Origin of the sequence: Streptomyces sp. Root1304 (assembly GCF_001426405.1) — a bacterium.
GTDB lineage: Bacteria > Actinomycetota > Actinomycetes > Streptomycetales > Streptomycetaceae > Streptomyces.
This window is the reverse complement of sequence record NZ_LMEP01000010.1, coordinates 1-16,606: the sequence shown is the minus strand read 5'-3', so window position 1 is coordinate 16,606 and position 16,606 is coordinate 1. Positions and strand designations below refer to the sequence as shown.

The 16,606-nt window shown below is 75.2% G+C and carries 7 protein-coding genes; all 7 read right to left on the bottom strand.

All coding sequences use genetic code 11. From position 1 onward, the window contains the following. Positions 1-27: 27 nt before the first annotated feature. Positions 28-7,266, bottom strand: a complete 7,239-nt coding sequence (locus ASD33_RS12465) for a non-ribosomal peptide synthetase (protein WP_056557901.1) — start codon at positions 7,264-7,266, stop codon at positions 28-30. Between the two features lie 244 nt (positions 7,267-7,510). Then, entirely contained in the window at positions 7,511-7,870 is a 360-nt protein-coding gene (locus ASD33_RS12460) for a hypothetical protein (protein ID WP_242426969.1), read from the bottom strand. Between the two features lie 114 nt (positions 7,871-7,984). After that, entirely contained in the window at positions 7,985-11,812 is a 3,828-nt protein-coding gene (locus ASD33_RS12455) for a condensation domain-containing protein (RefSeq protein WP_242426968.1), read from the bottom strand. A gap of 79 nt (positions 11,813-11,891) precedes the next feature. Next, entirely contained in the window at positions 11,892-13,766 is a 1,875-nt protein-coding gene (locus tag ASD33_RS12450) for a non-ribosomal peptide synthetase (RefSeq protein ID WP_056557899.1), read from the bottom strand. A gap of 7 nt (positions 13,767-13,773) precedes the next feature. Next, positions 13,774-14,808, bottom strand: a complete 1,035-nt coding sequence (locus ASD33_RS12445) for a TauD/TfdA family dioxygenase (RefSeq protein ID WP_056557897.1) — start codon at positions 14,806-14,808, stop codon at positions 13,774-13,776. A 135-nt stretch (positions 14,809-14,943) separates the two neighbouring features. Beyond that, entirely contained in the window at positions 14,944-15,735 is a 792-nt protein-coding gene (locus tag ASD33_RS12440; protein ID WP_056557895.1) for an alpha/beta fold hydrolase, read from the bottom strand. After that, positions 15,732-16,606 (bottom strand): phosphopantetheine-binding protein (locus tag ASD33_RS12435; RefSeq protein ID WP_157870035.1); only part of this gene is annotated, 875 nt, incomplete at its 5' end. The genes ASD33_RS12435 and ASD33_RS12440, both read right to left, overlap by 4 nt.

The window sequence follows — 16,606 nt, the reverse complement described above, 5'->3', positions numbered from 1 at the left end:
ATTCTTCGGGTTTCTTCGGACGGGATTTCAGTGCGTGTGCGAAATGCTGAAGGAATCGAGCTTCCGGGCGAGCGTGCGGCCGATGGTCCGCAGCGCTTCGGGTTCCGTCATGGCGAGGTGGGTGGAATCGACGGAATGGTTCTCCAGGGGGCCTTCGAGGAACGGGCGCCAGGAATCCGCGAGTTCTCCCGGGGCCTCGCCGGCCCGGTGCGCGGTGAAGAACACCGTGTCCGTGGCGGCCCGCCGGGGCACGTACCGGCTCATCAGCTCCCCGTGGGTGCGGGAGGCGCCCGCCACCGCCCGCAGCTCCGCGTCGGTGAACCCGGCGAGCACCGGGTCCTCCCGGCGCAGCGCATCGATCGCGGCGGCGACCGCCACCGGGTCCGACGGATCGGGCCCGCCGGCCGCGTCCGCCAGGGCCCGGGCGTGACCGGGGGTGCCGGGGCCGGTCCGGTGGACGTCCATCAGGGCGAGCAGCTCCACCCGCTCGCCGAGCTCCGCGAGCCGTACGGCCATGGCGTGCGCCACCGTGCCGCCGAAGGACCAGCCGAGCAGCCGGTACGGCCCCCAGGGCTGCACGAGCCGCACGCGCTCCACGTACTCCTCGGCCATCTCCTCCACGCTCCCCGGCGCGTACCCCGGTTCGCCCAGGGCGCGGGCCTGGAGCGCGTACAGCGGCTGGTCGTCGCCGAGGTGCCGGGCGAGGCCCGCGTACGACCAGCCCACCCCCGTCCCCGGGTGCACGCAGAACAGCGGACGCCGGCGGCCCCGCGTGCTCAGCGGCAGCAGCACCCCCATGGCGCCGCCGTCGGAGCCCTCCTCCTCGTGCGCCCGGAGCAGCCCGGCGACCGTCGGGGTGCGGAAGAGGTCGCGGATCCCGCGCTCCACGCCGAGGACCGTCCGCATCCGGCTCACCAGCCGCACCCCCAGGAGCGAATGACCGCCCAGGGTGAAGAAGTTGTCGTCGATGCCGACCTCCGGCACACCGAGGATCTCCGCGAACAGGCCGCACAGGACCTCCTCGCGGGCGCTCCGGGGGCGGCGTCCCGCCGTCGTGGCGGCGCGCCGCTCGGGGGCCGGCAGGGCCCGGCGGTCCGGCTTGCCGTTGACGGTCAGCGGTACGGCGTCGAGGACGACGACGGCGGCGGGCACCAGGTGCGCGGGCAGTTCGGCGGCCGCCACGGCCAGGACCTCGGCCCCGGTGACCGTTCCCCCGGCGCGGGGGACCACGTAGCCGACGAGTTCCTTCTCGCCCGGCCGGTCCTCGCGGACGACGACCACGGCCTGTCCGACGGCGGGGTGGCGGGCGAGCGCCTCCTCGGTCTCCCCGGGCTCGATGCGGAAGCCGCGCAGCTTCACCTGGCCGTCGGCGCGGCCGAGGAACCGCAGCTCGCCCCCCGGCGTCCAGCACACCAGGTCGCCGGTGCGGTACATCCGCTCACCCGCGCCGTACGCGTCCGGCACGAAACGCTCCGCCGTGAGCGCCGGCCGCCCCACGTACCCCCGGGCCACATGGGAACCCGCGAGGTACAGCTCTCCCGGCACCCCCGGCGGCACGGGACGCAGCCGCTCGTCCAGGACGTAGCCGCGGGTGTTGTCCATCGGGCGCCCCAGGTACACCCCGGGCAGCTCCCGGTCCGCCGTGCCGAACCGCTGGTTGTGCGAGGCGAAGGTGGTCTCCGTCGGGCCGTAGGAGTGGACGAGGACGGTGTCCGGGCAGTGCGCGAGGACCCGGCGCAGCGCGCTCGGGGAGGCCGTGTCCCCGCCCGTCCAGACCTCCTTGAGCAGGCGCAGGGTGTCCAGGCCCTCGTCGGCCATCACATGGAACAGGCCCATCGTGAAGTAGGCGGCGGTGACCCCGTGGGCCCGGACGGTGCGGTCGAGCTCGGCCAGGTCGGCGCCGTCGCCGGGGGCGATCACCAGCTCGCCGCCGTGCAGCAGCGGCACCCACAGCTCGTACGTGGAGGCGTCGAAGCCGATCGCCGAGTGCACCAGCATCCGGGCGTGACGGGCGACGTTCCACTCGCGGTCGGCGGCGAGCGCGGTCACGTTGGCGTGGGTGACCCCGACGCCCTTGGGCCGGCCGGTGGAACCCGAGGTGAACATGATGTACATGAGGTCGTCGGCGGCGACCGGAACACCGGGAGCACCCGGCGCGGAAGCCCTTTCGCCGGGAGCGTCGGCCACGACGACCGGCAGCCCCGCCGCACCCGCCGCCACCACCGGGGCCGCGTCCCCGAGCGAGGAGTCCGTGACCAGCGCACACGCCCCCGAGTCGGCGAGCATCATCGCGATCCGGGCCTCCGGCAGCGCCGGGTCCAAGGGGACGTACGCCGCACCGGACTTGAGGACGGCGAGCGCGGCCACGACCAGCAGTGGACCGCGCTCCAGGAGTACGCCCACGGCCGGGCGCGGACCGGGCGCGGAGGCGATCAGCCGGTGCGCCAGGGCATCGGCCCGCGCGTCCAGCTCGGCGTACGTCAGGGTCCGCGCGCCGAAGGTCACGGCGGGGGCGTCGGGCGTACGGCGGGCCCGCTCGGCGAGCAGGGCGTGGACCGGACCCGGGCCGAACGGCCCCTCGGCGGCGGTGTCGTGCGCGGTGTCGTTGTGCTCCTCGACGAGCAGCCGCCGTTCCTCGGGCGACAGTCGCCCCAACTCGCCCACCCGCAGGGCGGGATCGGCCGCCACCGCCTCCAGGGTCGCCCCGATCCGGCGGGCGAGCAGTCCGGCCGTGGACTCGTCGTACAGGTCGGTGGCGTACTCCAGGCCACCGGAGAGGCCGGCGGGGGCCCCGTCCGCGCCGTGGGTCTCCCACAGGGCGAGCGTCATGTCGAACTTGGTGGAACCGTTCTCCACCGGAACCGGGGTGCCGGCGAGCGCGGCGTCCCCCAGCCCCGCCGTGTAGTCCTGGTGCAGCTGCACGATCACCTGGACCAGCGGGTGATGGGCGGTGGACCGGCGCGGGTTGAGGTGCTCGACCAGCCGGTCGAACGGCAGCTCCTGATGGGCGTACGCGGCGAGGTCGGTCTCCCTGACCCGGCCGAGCAGCTCCCGGAACGACGGATCGCCGGAGGTGTCGGTGCGCAGCACCAGGGTGTTGACGAAGAAGCCGACGAGACCGCCGAGCGCCTCGTCCTCCCGTCCCGCGGCCATCGTGCCGAGCGGCAGGTCGGTGCCCGCGCCGTGCCGGGTGAGGGTGGCGGCGAGCGCCGCCTGCACCACCATGAACAGGGTGGTGCCGGTCTCCCGCGCCAGCCGCGTCAGCGCCGCGTGGACCTCCGGGGCCACGTCCAGCGGGACACGGGCGCCCCGGTGGGTCGCCTCGGCCGGTCGGGTGCGGGCGACCGGCAGTTCGAGGACCGGCGGCATCCCCGCCAACTGCCGCTCCCAGAAGGCGAGATCCCGCTCGCTCCGGCCGTCGCGCGCCGCGTCGAGCTGCCAGAGCGTGTAGTCGGCGTACTGCACCGGCAGCCGCTCCCAGCCGGGAGCGCGGCCGTCCAGGCGGGCGGAGTAGGCCAGGGACAGATCGGCGAGCAGGGGACCGGTGGACCAGCCGTCACCGGCGATGTGGTGCAGGAGCAGCGCGAGCACCTGGCCGCCGCCGTCGTCGGGCGAGATCAGCCACGCCCGCAGGGGAACGTCCCGCGCCAGGTCGAACACGTGCCGGGCGGCCGAGGCGAGCGCCTCGTCGAGCCCGGCCGCGGGCACCTCCGCGACCTCCAGGACGGGCCGGACGCCCTCCAGGACGTGCTGGTACGGCTCGCCCTCGACCGCCGGGTAGACCGTCCGCAGCACCTCGTGCCGGGCGGCGACGTCCGCGAGCGCCGCGGCGAGAGCGGAGGGCTCAAGAGGCCGGGCCGGCCGGAGCACGATCGGGATGTTGTACGAGGGGCCCGCCCCCTCCAGCTCGTTCACGAACCACAGACGGCGCTGCGCGTACGACAGCGGCAGGCGCTCGGGTCGCCGGGCGGCCCGGACGAGCGGGCCGCGAACGAGCCCGGCGCGGACGGTGGCCGCTCCCTCGGAAGAGGTCCCGTGCGCGCCCTCGGGGCCGGAGCCGTCCGGGCCCGGGGCCCCCGCGCCGGAGGAGGCGTCCGGGCCCGCCGTACCGTCCGTGCCTTCCCCGCCCTCCTCGATCCGGCGCGCCAGCCGGGCCGGGCTCGGTGCGAGGAACAGATCCCGGATGCGGACCTCGACGCCGAGGAGCGCGCGGATGCGGTTGCAGAGACGCACCCCCGACATGGAGTGACCACCGATGGAGAAGAAGTCCTCGTCGGCGCCCACCCGTTCGACGCCGAGCACCTCCGCGAACAGCTCCCGAAGAGCCTCCTGGTGCGCGGCGGCGGCCGGTCCCGAGCCGTCCCCGGCGCTCCGCGCCTCCGCCGCCTCGCGGGCGGCGCCCAGCTCGGCGACGGCCGTGCGGCGCGCTTCGAGCCCGGCCGCGTCATCCGCCGACAGCAGGGGCAGCTCGGCGGGACGGGCGCCCGGCTCGGCGGCGCAGGCGCGCAGCACCCGCTCGAACACGTCGAGCAGCAGCCGGGCGGTCGGCTCGTCGAAGAGGTCGGTCGCGTACTGGAGCCAGATCTCCAGCCCGTCCGCGTTCCCCGCCCCGTCCCGGCCGTCGAAGCACGAGGCCATCAGATCGAACTTGGCGACCCGCAGACCACTGTCCGCGAAGCGCCCGCCGAGGCCGCCGAGGGCACACGCGCGCTCCCCGCCCGGCGCGCCGCCCTGCACGGTCAGCATCACCTGGAACAGCGGGTGCCGGCCGAGGGACCGCTCGGGGTTGAGCTGCTCCACCAGGACGTCGAAGGGGAGTTCCTGATGGGCGTACGCGGCGAGGTCGGCGTCCCGGACCCGGTCGATCAGCTCCCCGAAGGTCGGCTCGCCCGAGGTGTCGGTCCGCAGGACCAGTGTGTTGACGAAGAAGCCCACGAGATCGCCCAGGGCCTCGTCGGAGCGGCCTGCCACCGGGGTGCCGAGCGGTACGTCGGTGCCGGAGCCGGTGGCGGCCAGCGTCACGGCGAGCGCCGCCTGGAGCACCATCAGCATGCTGGCGCCGTGCCCGGCCGCGAGCGCGGCGAGCCGGTCCTGGGTGTCCGGATCGAGCCGGGCGGTGACCGTGGCACCCTCGTGGGAGGGCTCGGCGGGGCGCGGCCGGTCGAAGGGCAGGCGCGTGTCGGCCGGGATTCCGGCCAAGGCGCGCTGCCAGTGGGCGAGCTGACGGGACGCCAGGCTCTCGGGATCGCGGGCGTCGCCGAGGAGTTCGTGCTGCCAGAGCGTGTAGTCGGCGTACTGGACGGGCAGCGGCTCCCGGTCGGGGGCCCGGCCCGCGATCCGCGCCGTGTAGGCCTCCGCCAGGTCGCGGAGGAGCGGCTCGACCGACCAGCCGTCACCGGCCACGTGGTGCAGCAGCAGCACGAGCGTGGACCGGCCGTCCCCGCTGTCGATGAGGCGGGCCCGGAAGGGCCGCTCGCGGGTGAGGTCGAAGGGCTCGGCGGTCCGCGCGGCCACCCGCCCGGCCAGTTCCTCCGGAGTGCACCGCTCGACCGTGAAGACCGGCGCGGCGACGTCCAGGACGTGCTGGTACGGCTCGCCCTCGGCGGCCGGGAACACCGTCCGCAGCACCTCGTGGCGCTCGACGAGGTCCGTGAGCGCTGTGGATAGGGCGGCGGTGTCCGGCAGCCCGTCCAGCTCCACCACGACGGGCATGTTGTACGTCGCCGAGGGGCCCTCCATGCGGCCGAGGAGCCACAGCCGGCGCTGCGCGGCCGACAGCGGAACCCGGTCGGCCTCGTCGAGGAGGACCAGCGGCGGGCAGGGGTCGGTGGTCCGCAGCACCTTCCGGGCGATCTTCCCCGAACTCGTCCGGGGCAGCTCGGGCACCAGCGCGACCGTGCTCGGCACGGCGGCGGCCGGCATCGACTCCCGTACCAGATCCCGGAGTTCCTCGGCGCCGACCCCCGGCTCGACCACGGCGAAGGCGACGAGCCGCTTCACGCCCGCCTCCGCCTCCTGGGCGACGACGGCCACCTCCCGGACCTCCGGGTGGCCGGAGAGCACCGACTCCACCGAGGCCGGGTCGATCCGCTGGCCGCCGATCTTCACCTCGTCGTCGACACGGCCGTGGTAGTCGATCTGGCCGTCGGCGCGGAAGCTCGCCACGTCCCCGGTCCGGTAGGCGCGCTCGCCGCCCAGCGTGGTGAACCGGCGCGCGTTCAGCTCCGGCCTTCCCAGGTATCCCAGCGTCAGACCCCCGCCGAGCAGCCAGAGCTCGCCGTCGACGAGGGCGCCCCGGACGCCGGGCAGCGGCCGGCCGATCGGCACCGGACCCCCGTCGTACCCGGACAGATCGGCGACCGTGGCGACGACCGTGGTCTCCGTCGGACCGTACACATTGAGCAGGCGGACCCGTCCGCGCACCGTCCGGCACCACTGCGCCACCCGCTCGGGCAGCGCCGCCTCGCCGTAGATCAGGACCGTGCGCAGGCAGTCCGGAAGGGTGACGAGCCCCGCGTCGAGGGCGTAGACCAGCTCGTGCCAGTAGGCGGCGGGCAGGTCGAGGACGCTCACCGCGTGGGCGGCGCAGCCCGCGAGCAGGTCCCGTACGTCGAGCATGTCGTCGGTGCGGAGCACCAGGACCCCGCCGGCGCCGAGCGTGCAGAAGATCTCCTGCACGCTGGCGTCGAAGTGCAGCGGGCTGAACTGCAGCACCCGAGCCTCGCCGTCGATCCCGTACGCGGGAGTCGCCCCGGCCACGAAGTGGGCGAGCGAACCGTGGCCGACGACCACGCCGTTGGGCGTCCCCGTCGAGCCCGAGGTGTAGATGACGTACGCCGCGTCCTCGGGGGCGCCCGGCCCGCCGAGCACCAGCTCGCCCCGCGCGGCGACCTCCGCCGGCTCCGGCGCGTCGGTCCCGCAGGCGTCGGCGAGGATCGCGGCGTTGCGGGCGTCCGGGGCCTGGATGTCCAGGGGCAGATACGCCGCGCCGGTCCTCAGCACCGCGAGCAGACCGACGATCGCCCGTACGCCGCGCGGCCGGTGCACCGCGACCAGACGGCCGGCGGCCGCCCCCTGCGCGGCCAGCTCGGAGGCCCGTTCGGCCACCGCCACGGCCAGCTCGCCGTACGTCAGCCGCTCGTCGCCGTGCACGAGCGCGAGCCGCCCGGGGTCCGCGGCGACCCGCGCGTCGAGCAGGTCGAGCACGCGCGGCGCGGGCCGCACCGCGGGGCCGCCGTCGAGGAACATCGGCTCGGGTGCGGGCATCGTGAATCCTCCAGGCGGGAACGGGATGGGGGCGGGGCCGGGGGCGTCGTCCGTGCCACTCGCCTCCGTGCCTCCACGCTAGGCGCGGGGCGCCGGGGGAGCGGGCAGTCCCCGCGGCAGAATCGCGGGGGGATACTGCCGCCGGGAACTACCTCAGGAGGGGCGGTGACGCCGACCGAAGAGCCACCGGAACTCGTCTCTCTGCCCGTGAGAAGCCCGCGACGCCCGGCCGCCCCCATCGGGGTCAGCCGCCGCCCAACACCTTGTCCAGACCCACCGCCGGGCAGCCGAGCGCGTCCGTCAGCGCCCGGCGTTGACGCTCCGTCAGCGACGGCAGGAACACCACCGCGTCGGCGCCGGACCGCGCACAGGCCTCGGCCACCTCGCGGACCTTCCCCTGACGCAGCAGCGTCCGCGAGGAGAACGGCAGCGCCATCCTCGCGACCCCGCCGTCCGAGACCCCGCGCCGCTGCGTGAACCGGCCCAGGACCCGCGCCCCGCGCCCGCTCAACGCCTCTGCGGCGGCGTCCATCAGCGCCCCGAAGTGCTTCTCCTTCGCGGAGAAGTACCCGACCAGCACGACCCGGGCGCCCGCGACCACCACCGGCGCCGACGGAAACGGGACCGGCGCCCGACCCGCTCGGCGGGCCGGACGCCGATCCCGCCGACGACCGTGCTGCATGAATTCAGGCTAGAGCCACTCGAACGAGCCCCCCCGTCAGGCGGTGGGCACCCGCGCCCCGCCCCGCGTTCGGCGCCGCAGCGCCGGCGCCTTCGGCGGGGTCTGCGCGGCCGGCTCGGCGAGGCGCGCTGCCAGCGCCGCCACCGTGGGATGACGGAACACCTCGCGCAGGGTGATCTCGCGGCCGAGATCCGCCCGCACCCGGTTCACCAGCTGCACCGCGAGCAGCGAATGCCCGCCCACCCGGAAGAAGTTGTCGTCCGGGCCCACCGCGCGCCCGTCGAGCAGCTCCGAGAACAGCGCGCCGACCCGCTCCTCCCACGGCGCCGCGCCCGAGGAGGCCTTCGCGGCCGGCTCCTGCCCGGGTTCCGGGAGGGCGTCGACATCGGGACGACCGTCCGGAGTCAGGGGCAGCGCGGGCAGCACCACCACCGAGGCCGGGACCAGATACTCCGGCAGCCGCTCGGCCACCCAGGACCGCAGCGCGGGCCCGTCGGCCGTCGCGGCGCCGGGCCGACCGACCGCATAGGCGAGCAGCCGGTCCCCGCGGACGGCGGTGACGGCCTCCGACACGGCGGGGTGCGCGGTGAGCGCCGCCTCCACCCGTCCGGGCTCCACGACGTAGCCGCCCACCGTGGTGTCCCCGAGGACGCGCAGGACACCGTCGGTGCCGCGTACGCCCCGCCGCCCCGTGGGGACCGGCGCCGCACCGCGCTCGTACAGCTCGCCCGGCACCCCGACCGGCACCGGCCGCAGCCGCCGGTCGAGGAGGAGGTCGCCGGCCGCGTCGGCACCGAGGGCGCCGCCCGCCGGATCGCCGTACACCAGGTCCTCCACCCGCTGCCCGGGGTCGGCCGCGACCGCCCCGAGGGTCGCGACCAGCCGCTCCGTGAGCAGCGCGGCGGTGTCCGGACCGAAGAGGTCCGTCGCGTACTCCAGGACCCCGGTCAGCTCCCCGGGCTCCCCGGACCGGTCGCGGCCCGCCGTCAGCGCGAAGGTCAGGTCCGTCTTCGCGGTGTGCGCCCCGAACGGGACCGGCGTGCCCGACAGCGCCGTGTCCGGCGCCGCGCCCCCGGCCGTGTGCACCTGGAGCATCACCTGAACCAGCGGGTGGTGGGCGGAGGACCGGTGCGGGTTCAGGTGCTCCACCAGCCGGTCGAAGGGCACGTCCTGGTGGCCGAAGGCCGTCAGGTCGGCCTCCCTGACCCGGTCGAGCAGTTCGGTGAAGCGCGGATCGCCCTCCGTGGAGGTACGGAGGACCAGCGTGTTCACGAAGAAGCCGGCGAGCCGGTGCAGGGCGTCGTCACCACGCCCGGCCACCGTGGTGCCCACGGCGACATCGGGACCGGCGCCGTGGCGGCTCAGCAGCGCCACGAGCGCGGCCTGCACCACCATGAACAGGGTCGTTCCGGTGGCGAGCGCCCTGCGCGCCAGGGCCCGATGGGTCTCCGCGTCCAGACGGAAGGGGGCCAGGGCGCCCCGATGGGTGGGTTCGGCGGGGCGCGGCCGGTCGGTGGGCAGCGCGATCAGCGGCGGAAGGCCGTCCAAGGCCTCCTTCCAGTGAGCCAGTTGGGTCCCGAGGAGACCTTCCGCTCCGTCGCCGAGGAGGTCGCGCTGCCAGAGCGTGTAGTCGGCGTACTGGACCGGCAGCGGCTCCCAGCCCGGGTCACGGCCCGCGAGCCGCGCCTCGTACGCCTCGGACAGGTCGGCGAGCAGCCGGTCGGTGGACCAGCCGTCCCCCGCGATGTGATGCACGAGCAGCACCAGGACCTGGCCGCCGTCCTCCGCGCAGTCGATCAGGGTGGCCCGGAAGGGGATCTCCGTCGTCAGGTCGAAGACGTGCCCGGCCGCCCCGTCCACCGCGGCCGCCAGCTCCGCCGCGTCCCCGGCCCGGACGAGGCCGAGGTCGGGCCGTACGCCCGGGCGGATCTCCTGGTACGGCTCTCCCGCGACCGTCGGATAGACCGTCCGCAGCACCTCGTGCCGTTCCGCCACGTCCGCCAGCGCCGCCGCGAACGCGTCCGGCACGAGCGGCCGGTCCAGCCTGCGGACCAGCGGGATGTTGTACGTGGAGCTGCGGCCCTCCAGCTGACCCACGAACCACAGGCTCCGCTGGGCGTACGAGAGCGGCATCCGTGCGGGCCGCTCGGCCGCCGGGACCGGACGCAGCGCCGGACGCGCCCCGCCGCCGCCCTGTTCCTCCATGCGGCGGGCCAGACCGGCGGGCGTCGGCGCCAGGAACAGGTCCCGGATGCCGGCCTCCCGGCCGAGCGTCGCGCGGACCCGGTTCATCAGCCTGCCGGCGAGCAGCGAATGCCCGCCCGACCGGAAGAAGTTGTCGTCGGCGCCGACCCGTTCGAGGCCGAGGACCTCCGCGAACAGACCGCACAGGATCTCCGCGAGCGGGCTGAGGGACACCTCGGCATCCGAGGCGACGGCCGCCCCCGATTCCGCGGCGAGCCGTTCCGCCTCGGCGGCGGCCAGCCGCTCGTGCCGGGCCGTGAGCGCCGCCCGCTCCTCCTCGTCGGCCAGGGCGAGTTCCCCCAGCCGGGCGCCGGGACGGCCCGCGAAGGCGGTGAGCGCGCGGACGTACAGGTCGAGGAGGAGACGCGCGGTCCCTTCGTCGAAGAGGTCCGTCGCGTACTGGACGCCGACCTCCAGACCATCGGGGCCGCCCGCCGGTCCCTGTCGCTCGGCGCACACCACCGTCAGGTCGAACTTGGCCGCGGCCAGGTCCGAGGTCTCCACCGTCCCCTCGACCGGGCCGAGCGCCACGGACGCCGGGGCGTCGGCGCTCTGCATGCTCAACATCACCTGGAAGAAGGGGTGGTGGGAGAGCGACCGGTCGGGGTTGAGATGCTCCACGAGGAGGTCGAACGGCAGCTCCTCGTTCGCGTACGCCGCGAGGTCGGTGCCCCGCACCCGCCCCACCAGGTCCGCGACCGTGGGATCACCGGACAGGTCCGTGCGCAGGGCCAGCGAGTTCACGAAGAACCCGACCAGGTCGTACAGATCCTCCTCGGGCCGTCCCGCGACCGGCGTCCCGATCGCGATGTCCTCGCCCGCGCCCGCCGCCGAAAGGGCCGCGGCGAGGGCCGCCCTGACCACCATGAACAGGCTCGCCCCCGTCTCCCGGGCCAGGCCCAGCAGCCCCCGGTGCGCATCGGCGCCGACCTCGGCGGTGACGGTCCCGCCCCGGTGGCTGGGCTCCGTCGGCCGGGGCCGGTCGGCGGGGAGCGGCGTCACCGGCGGCAGTCCCTCCAGGGCCGCCGCCCAGTGGTCGAGCTGCTCGCGGGCCAGACTGTCGGGGTCGGCCGGGTCCCCGAGGACCTCGTGCTGCCACAGCGAGTAGTCGGTGTACCGGACCGGCAGCTCCTCCTGCGCGGGCGCCGCCCCGGCGAGCCGGGCCGCGTACGCCTCCGCCAGGTCCCGGAGCAGCGGCCGCAGCGACCACCCGTCCGTGGCCACATGGTGGAGCAGCAGGACCAGAACCGAACCCGGTCCGCCCTCGGGCAGGAACAGGGCCGCACGGAAAGGCAGTTGGGAGCCGATGTCGAAGGTCTCCCGGCCGAAGCCGGCCACCGTCTCCTCCAGCGAGGCCGCCGGGCACTCCCGTACCGCCAGGGTGATGTCCGGCTCGGCCACGACGTCCTGGTACGGCTCCCCGTCCGGGCCGGCCGGGAACACCGTGCGCAGCACCTCGTGCCGCCGGGCGAGATCCCCGAGCGCCGCCCGGAGCGCCGGCAGCTCCGGGACCCCGTCGAGCCGCAGCACGACCGGCGCGTTGTACGTGGAGGACGGGCCGTCGAGCCGGTTCAGGAACCACAGACGGCGCTGGGCGAAGGACAGGGGGATCACGGTCATCCTCGGGGGTGAAGGAGCGAGAACGGGAGAGGGGAGGGGAGGGGCTGGGTCGTGCCCGGAGGGCGGGCCCGGCGAGGGCTCAGGCGTCCTCGGTGGTGGCGAGCAGTTCCTCGATGTACCCGGCCAGGTCGCGCAGGCGCGGGTTGGCGTAGACGGCCTTGACGGGAAGCGCCACCTTCAGCTCGGCCCGGACCCGCGACACGAGCTTGATCGCGAGCAGCGAATGCCCGCCCAGCTTGAAGAAGTTGTCCTGGGGGCCGATCCGCGGGGCGCCGAGCACCGTCGCCCACACCCCGCCGATCAACCGCTCGACCGTGCCCGACAGTTCGTCCATGGCGGCGGAGTCGGCCGCCACGGCCGTCCCGGCCGCCGGGGCGGGCAGCGCGGCCCGGTCCAGCTTGCCGTTCGGCGTCGTCGGGAAGCGGTCCATCGCCATGAACGCCGACGGCACCATGTACGCGGGCAGTTCGGCCGCGAGCAGCTCGCGCAGCCCCTCCGCCGTCACCCCGGCGTCGCCCGCGAGCCGGTAGTACGCGGCCAGGCCTGGAGTTCCGGCCGGGTCCTCCCGTACGACCACGGCGGCCTCGGCCACCCCGGCGCAGCGCGTCAACGCGGCCTCGATCTCGGGAAGTTCGATCCGGTGACCTCGCAGCTTCACCTGGCCGTCGGCACGGCCCAGGTACACGAGGCTCCCGTCCGGGAGCATCCGGCACAGGTCACCGGTCCGGTACATCCGTCCGCCGCCCGTCGGGTCCTGGACGTCCGGGACGAACCGGTCCGCCGTCAGAGCCGGGCGCCGACGGTAGCCCCGGGCCACCCGGGGCCCGGCGAGGTACAGCTCCCCGGTCGCGCCCTCGGCCACCGGCCGGAGCCGCTCGTCGAGGAGCCGCATCCGCAGGCCCGGCAGCACGGTCCCGATGTGCGGCTGCCGGCCCGGCCCCTCGATCCATCCGGCGGTGGAGTCGACCGTGCACTCGGTGGGCCCGTACAGGTTCACCGCCCGTATCGTTCCGGCGGCACCGAGCCCGGCGATGCGGTCCCACAGCGCGGGGGAGACCGCCTCGCCGCCCACGAGGAGGGTGAGCGGGCGCGGTCCGCCGTCGGCGGTGAGCAGGTCGAGCAGGGGGTCGGCGTGCGAGGGCGTGAGGTCCAGGTCCGTGAGCGCCTGCGCGTCCACGAACGCGGCGAGCAGCGCCGGGTCCCGCCGGGTCTCCTCGTCGATCATCACCAGGGCGTCCCCGCGGCACAGCCGGACCCACTGCTGCACGGAGGCGTCGAAGGACGGGGACGCGTTCCAGCCCACCCGGCCGCCGTCGGTGACGGCGACGCCCGCCTCCTCCAGCTCCGTGAGCAGCGCGGCCGCGGCGGCCCTGTCGACCTCCACGCCCTTGGGGCGCCCGGTCGAGCCGGAGGTGTAGATGACGTAGGCGAGCGCGTCGGCGGGCACCGGGACCGGCCGGAACGTCTCGGACCCGGCCGTGGGCGCGCTCAGCTCGGCGACCGTCGGATGCGGCACGCCCTCGGTGAGCGGCTCGGCCCCGGGGCCGGCCGTCACGACGAGGTCGGCGCGGGCGTCCTCGACCAGGTACCGGCGCCGGTCGGCCGGCAGGTTCGGGTCGACGGGCAGATAGGCGGCCCCGGCGGTGAGGGTGCCGATGAGCGCGGCGACGAGGTCCGCCCCGCGCGGCAGGCAGAGCGCGACCACGCTCTCCGGGCCGACCCCGAGGCCGGCGAGCCGGCCGGCGATCCGGGCGGCCTCGGCACGCAGCGCGGCGAAGTCCAGCTCGCGGTCGGCGGCGACCACGGCGGTACGGCCACCGGGAACGCCGGCGAGGCGGGTGAGCAGATCGTCCGGTCGGGCGGCGGCGGCCGGGGAAGGGGAGGAGACGGCGACGGCGGAAGCGGTAGCGGGGCCGGTCATGGTGGCGGCCGGTGCGGGCAGAACGGTGGTCATCTCGGGCTCACTCCCCGTACAGGGCGGTCGAAGGGGCGGTCTCCGGGCGGCAGTCGGCCAGTGCGACCGGTTCGCCCATGGCGACGAGGATCTTCCGGTCGCCCGCGTAGGCCTCGCGGCCGTGGGCGCACAGGATGTTGTCGACGAGCATCAGGTCGCCGCGCTGCCAGGTCTCGCGCACGGTGACCCGGTCGTACACGTCGTTGATCGTGTCGACCTCGGCGTCGGTCAGCGAGGTGCCGTCACCCAGAGAGGTGGAGAAGGGCAGACCGTCCTCGCCGTACGTGTCGAGCAGGACCTCGCGGACGTCCTCGTCGAGGGTGCGGGCGTTCCAGAACGCGAAGTGGTTGAACCAGACCTTCTCGCCGGTCGCCGGGTGGGTGACGATGGCCGAGCGGCGCTGGGTCGTGCGCATCGAGTCGTCGTCCAGCCACTCGTAGCCGACGGTGTTCTCCCGGCAGTAGGCCTCGGCCACCGACCTGTCCTCGGTCGCGAAGGTCTTGTACCAGGGGAGACCGGCCAGCTCGGAGTAGTTGCGCACGAGGAGCCAGCCGGCCCGCGCGAAGCGCTCGGCCAGTTCCGGCGGGAGCAGCCGCAGGGCCTCGCGCATGTCGCCGACCGTGGTGGCCCCGCCCTCGGCGGGTGCGGTGACGCAGCCGAAGAGGAGCACGCCGGGGAAGTCCAGGGTGTAGCTGTTCTCGTTGTGCAGCCGGATCGGCTGGACGGCCGGCAGGTCCGTGGAGGAGAACACGCCCTCGCCGAAGTCGGTGCGCGGGGTGGCCTTCTCCTTGTACCCGGCGCGCTCACGGATCAGGGCGTCCCGGGCACGGGCGAAGTCGGCCGCGTCGGTGACGGGCAGCCCCCGGAGCAGGACGGCACCGGAACGGTGCAGTTCGGCCCGCACGTCCTCCCGCCGGCTGTCGAGCCAGGCGGCGGCCTCGGCCATGGAACCGAAGGCGGGGGTGTGGACGACGACGGGCTTGCCGGGTTCGCGGACGACGTCGAGCGCGGGCGCCGTGGTCGATTCGGCGTAGGTGGTCATGGGAGTCCTCGGATCGGTGGGTGCGGAAGGGAAGCGGGGGAGGTCGTGCGGTGTTCGGGCGCGGGGAGGCGGGGGTACGGCATACGGGCGCGAGGGGCGGGGATGTGGCGTACGAGCGAGCGGGCGGACGTGTGCTCAGACGGCGCTCGGAGCCGGGGCCGGGGCGACGGCGGCGTCGAGCACCGGGTTCACCAGGGCGAAGAAGGCGTCCAGCTGCTGCTGGAAGTAGAAGTGACCGCCGGGCAGCACCTCCGTCGTGAAGGCGTGCTCGGTGACCTCGCCCCAGTGGCGCAGGTTCTCCGCCGGCGCCACCGGATCGGCGTCGCCGCCGATGACGGTGACCGGGCAGTCCACCCGGGCCGCCGGATCGGCGCAGCGGTAGACGTCGTCGATCGCGAAGTCCGCGCGGATCGACGGCAGCACGATCTCCCGCAGCTCCGGTTCGTCGAGGATCGAGTCGTCGGTGCCGCCGCGCTCCTTGATGGCCGCCACCAGGGCGTCGTCGTCGAGGAGTTCGGGATGCACGGCGCACGGGTTCGCCAGGAACGGGGCCCGGCAGGCCGAGGCGATCAGGGCGCGAGGGGTGCGGCCGGCCGCCTGGAGGGCGCGGACGACCTCGAACGCGACCAGTGAGCCCATGCTGTGGCCGAGCACCACCAGCTCGCCCGCGTCGGCCGGCAGCGCCTCCACCACCGGCCCGGACAGGTCGTCCACCGACTCCGGAAGGTCCTCGGAGAAGCGTGCGCCGCGCCCCGGGTACTGGCCGATGAGCAGGCGTACGTCCGCCGGGAGGTGCGCCCGCCACTCGGCGTACGCGTGGGCGTTGCCGCCCGCGTGGGGGAGGACCAGGAGCGAGAGCCGGTGCGGCCCGCTGCCGGGCAGGTCCCAGACGACGTCCTCGGGCGCGGGGCGCGGGTCGTGGGTCATGAACTTCTCCGATCGGTGTGGGTGTCGCCGGGGGTACGGCGGCGCAGCGCGGGCCTGGCCCGCTTGGCCGGAGCGGCGCTCCGGGCCGTCACGTGCGCGGCGAGGGCCGCGGGGGTGGGGTTGAGGAAGACGTCACGGGTGGTGAGCCGGGTGGTGAGGACGGAGTCGAGCGCGGTCGCGACGCGGCCGGTGAGGCGGGCGGCGAGGAGGGAGTGCCCGCCGAGGTCGAAGAAGTTGTCGTCCACGGAGACGGGACCCGCGTCGAGCACGTCCGCGAACAGGGCGCACAGGGTCCGCTCGACCGGCGTGCGCGGGGCGCGTCCTTCACCGGCGGCGCGGGACGGGGCGTCGACCCGGGGCAGGGCCCGCTTGTCGATCTTGCCGTTGGCGGTCAGCGGCAGTCGGTCGAGGACGGCGATCCTGGCGGGCACGAGGTGCTCGGGAAGGAGACCGCGCAGCCGCTCCCGCAGGGCGAGCGCGTCGACGGCGGGGCCGGCCGGGTCGGCGACGACGTACGCGACGAGGATCTTCTCGCCCCCTCGGGAGCCCGCCCCGGAGCGCTCCCCGGAGTCCTCCCCGGCGCTCCCGCCGGTGTTCCTTCCCGCGCTTCCTCCGTCGGTGCGGACCAGGACCGTCGCCTGGGCCACGGAGTCGTCACCGAGGAGGGCCGCCTCGACCTCCGCCGGCTCGACGCGGAAGCCGCGTATCTTCACCTGCTCGTCGGCGCGCCCGAGGTATTCGAGGGCGCCGTCCGCCCTGCGCCGGACCAGGTCTCCGGTGCGGTAGAGGCGGGTGCCGGGGGGTCCGTAGGGGTTGGGGGTGAAGTGGGTGGCGGTGGTGGTGGGTTGGTGGTGGTAGCCGTGGGCGAGTC

Coding starts and splice junctions, on each gene's coding strand:
- ASD33_RS12445 (WP_056557897.1), bottom strand. CDS start 14,808: ATGACCACCTACGCCGAATCGACCACGGCGCCCGCGCTCGACGTCGTC.
- ASD33_RS12465 (WP_056557901.1), bottom strand. CDS start 7,266: ATGCCCGCACCCGAGCCGATGTTCCTCGACGGCGGCCCCGCGGTGCGG.
- ASD33_RS12455 (WP_242426968.1), bottom strand. CDS start 11,812: ATGACCGTGATCCCCCTGTCCTTCGCCCAGCGCCGTCTGTGGTTCCTG.
- ASD33_RS12440 (WP_056557895.1), bottom strand. CDS start 15,735: ATGACCCACGACCCGCGCCCCGCGCCCGAGGACGTCGTCTGGGACCTG.
- ASD33_RS12450 (WP_056557899.1), bottom strand. CDS start 13,766: ATGACCACCGTTCTGCCCGCACCGGCCGCCACCATGACCGGCCCCGCT.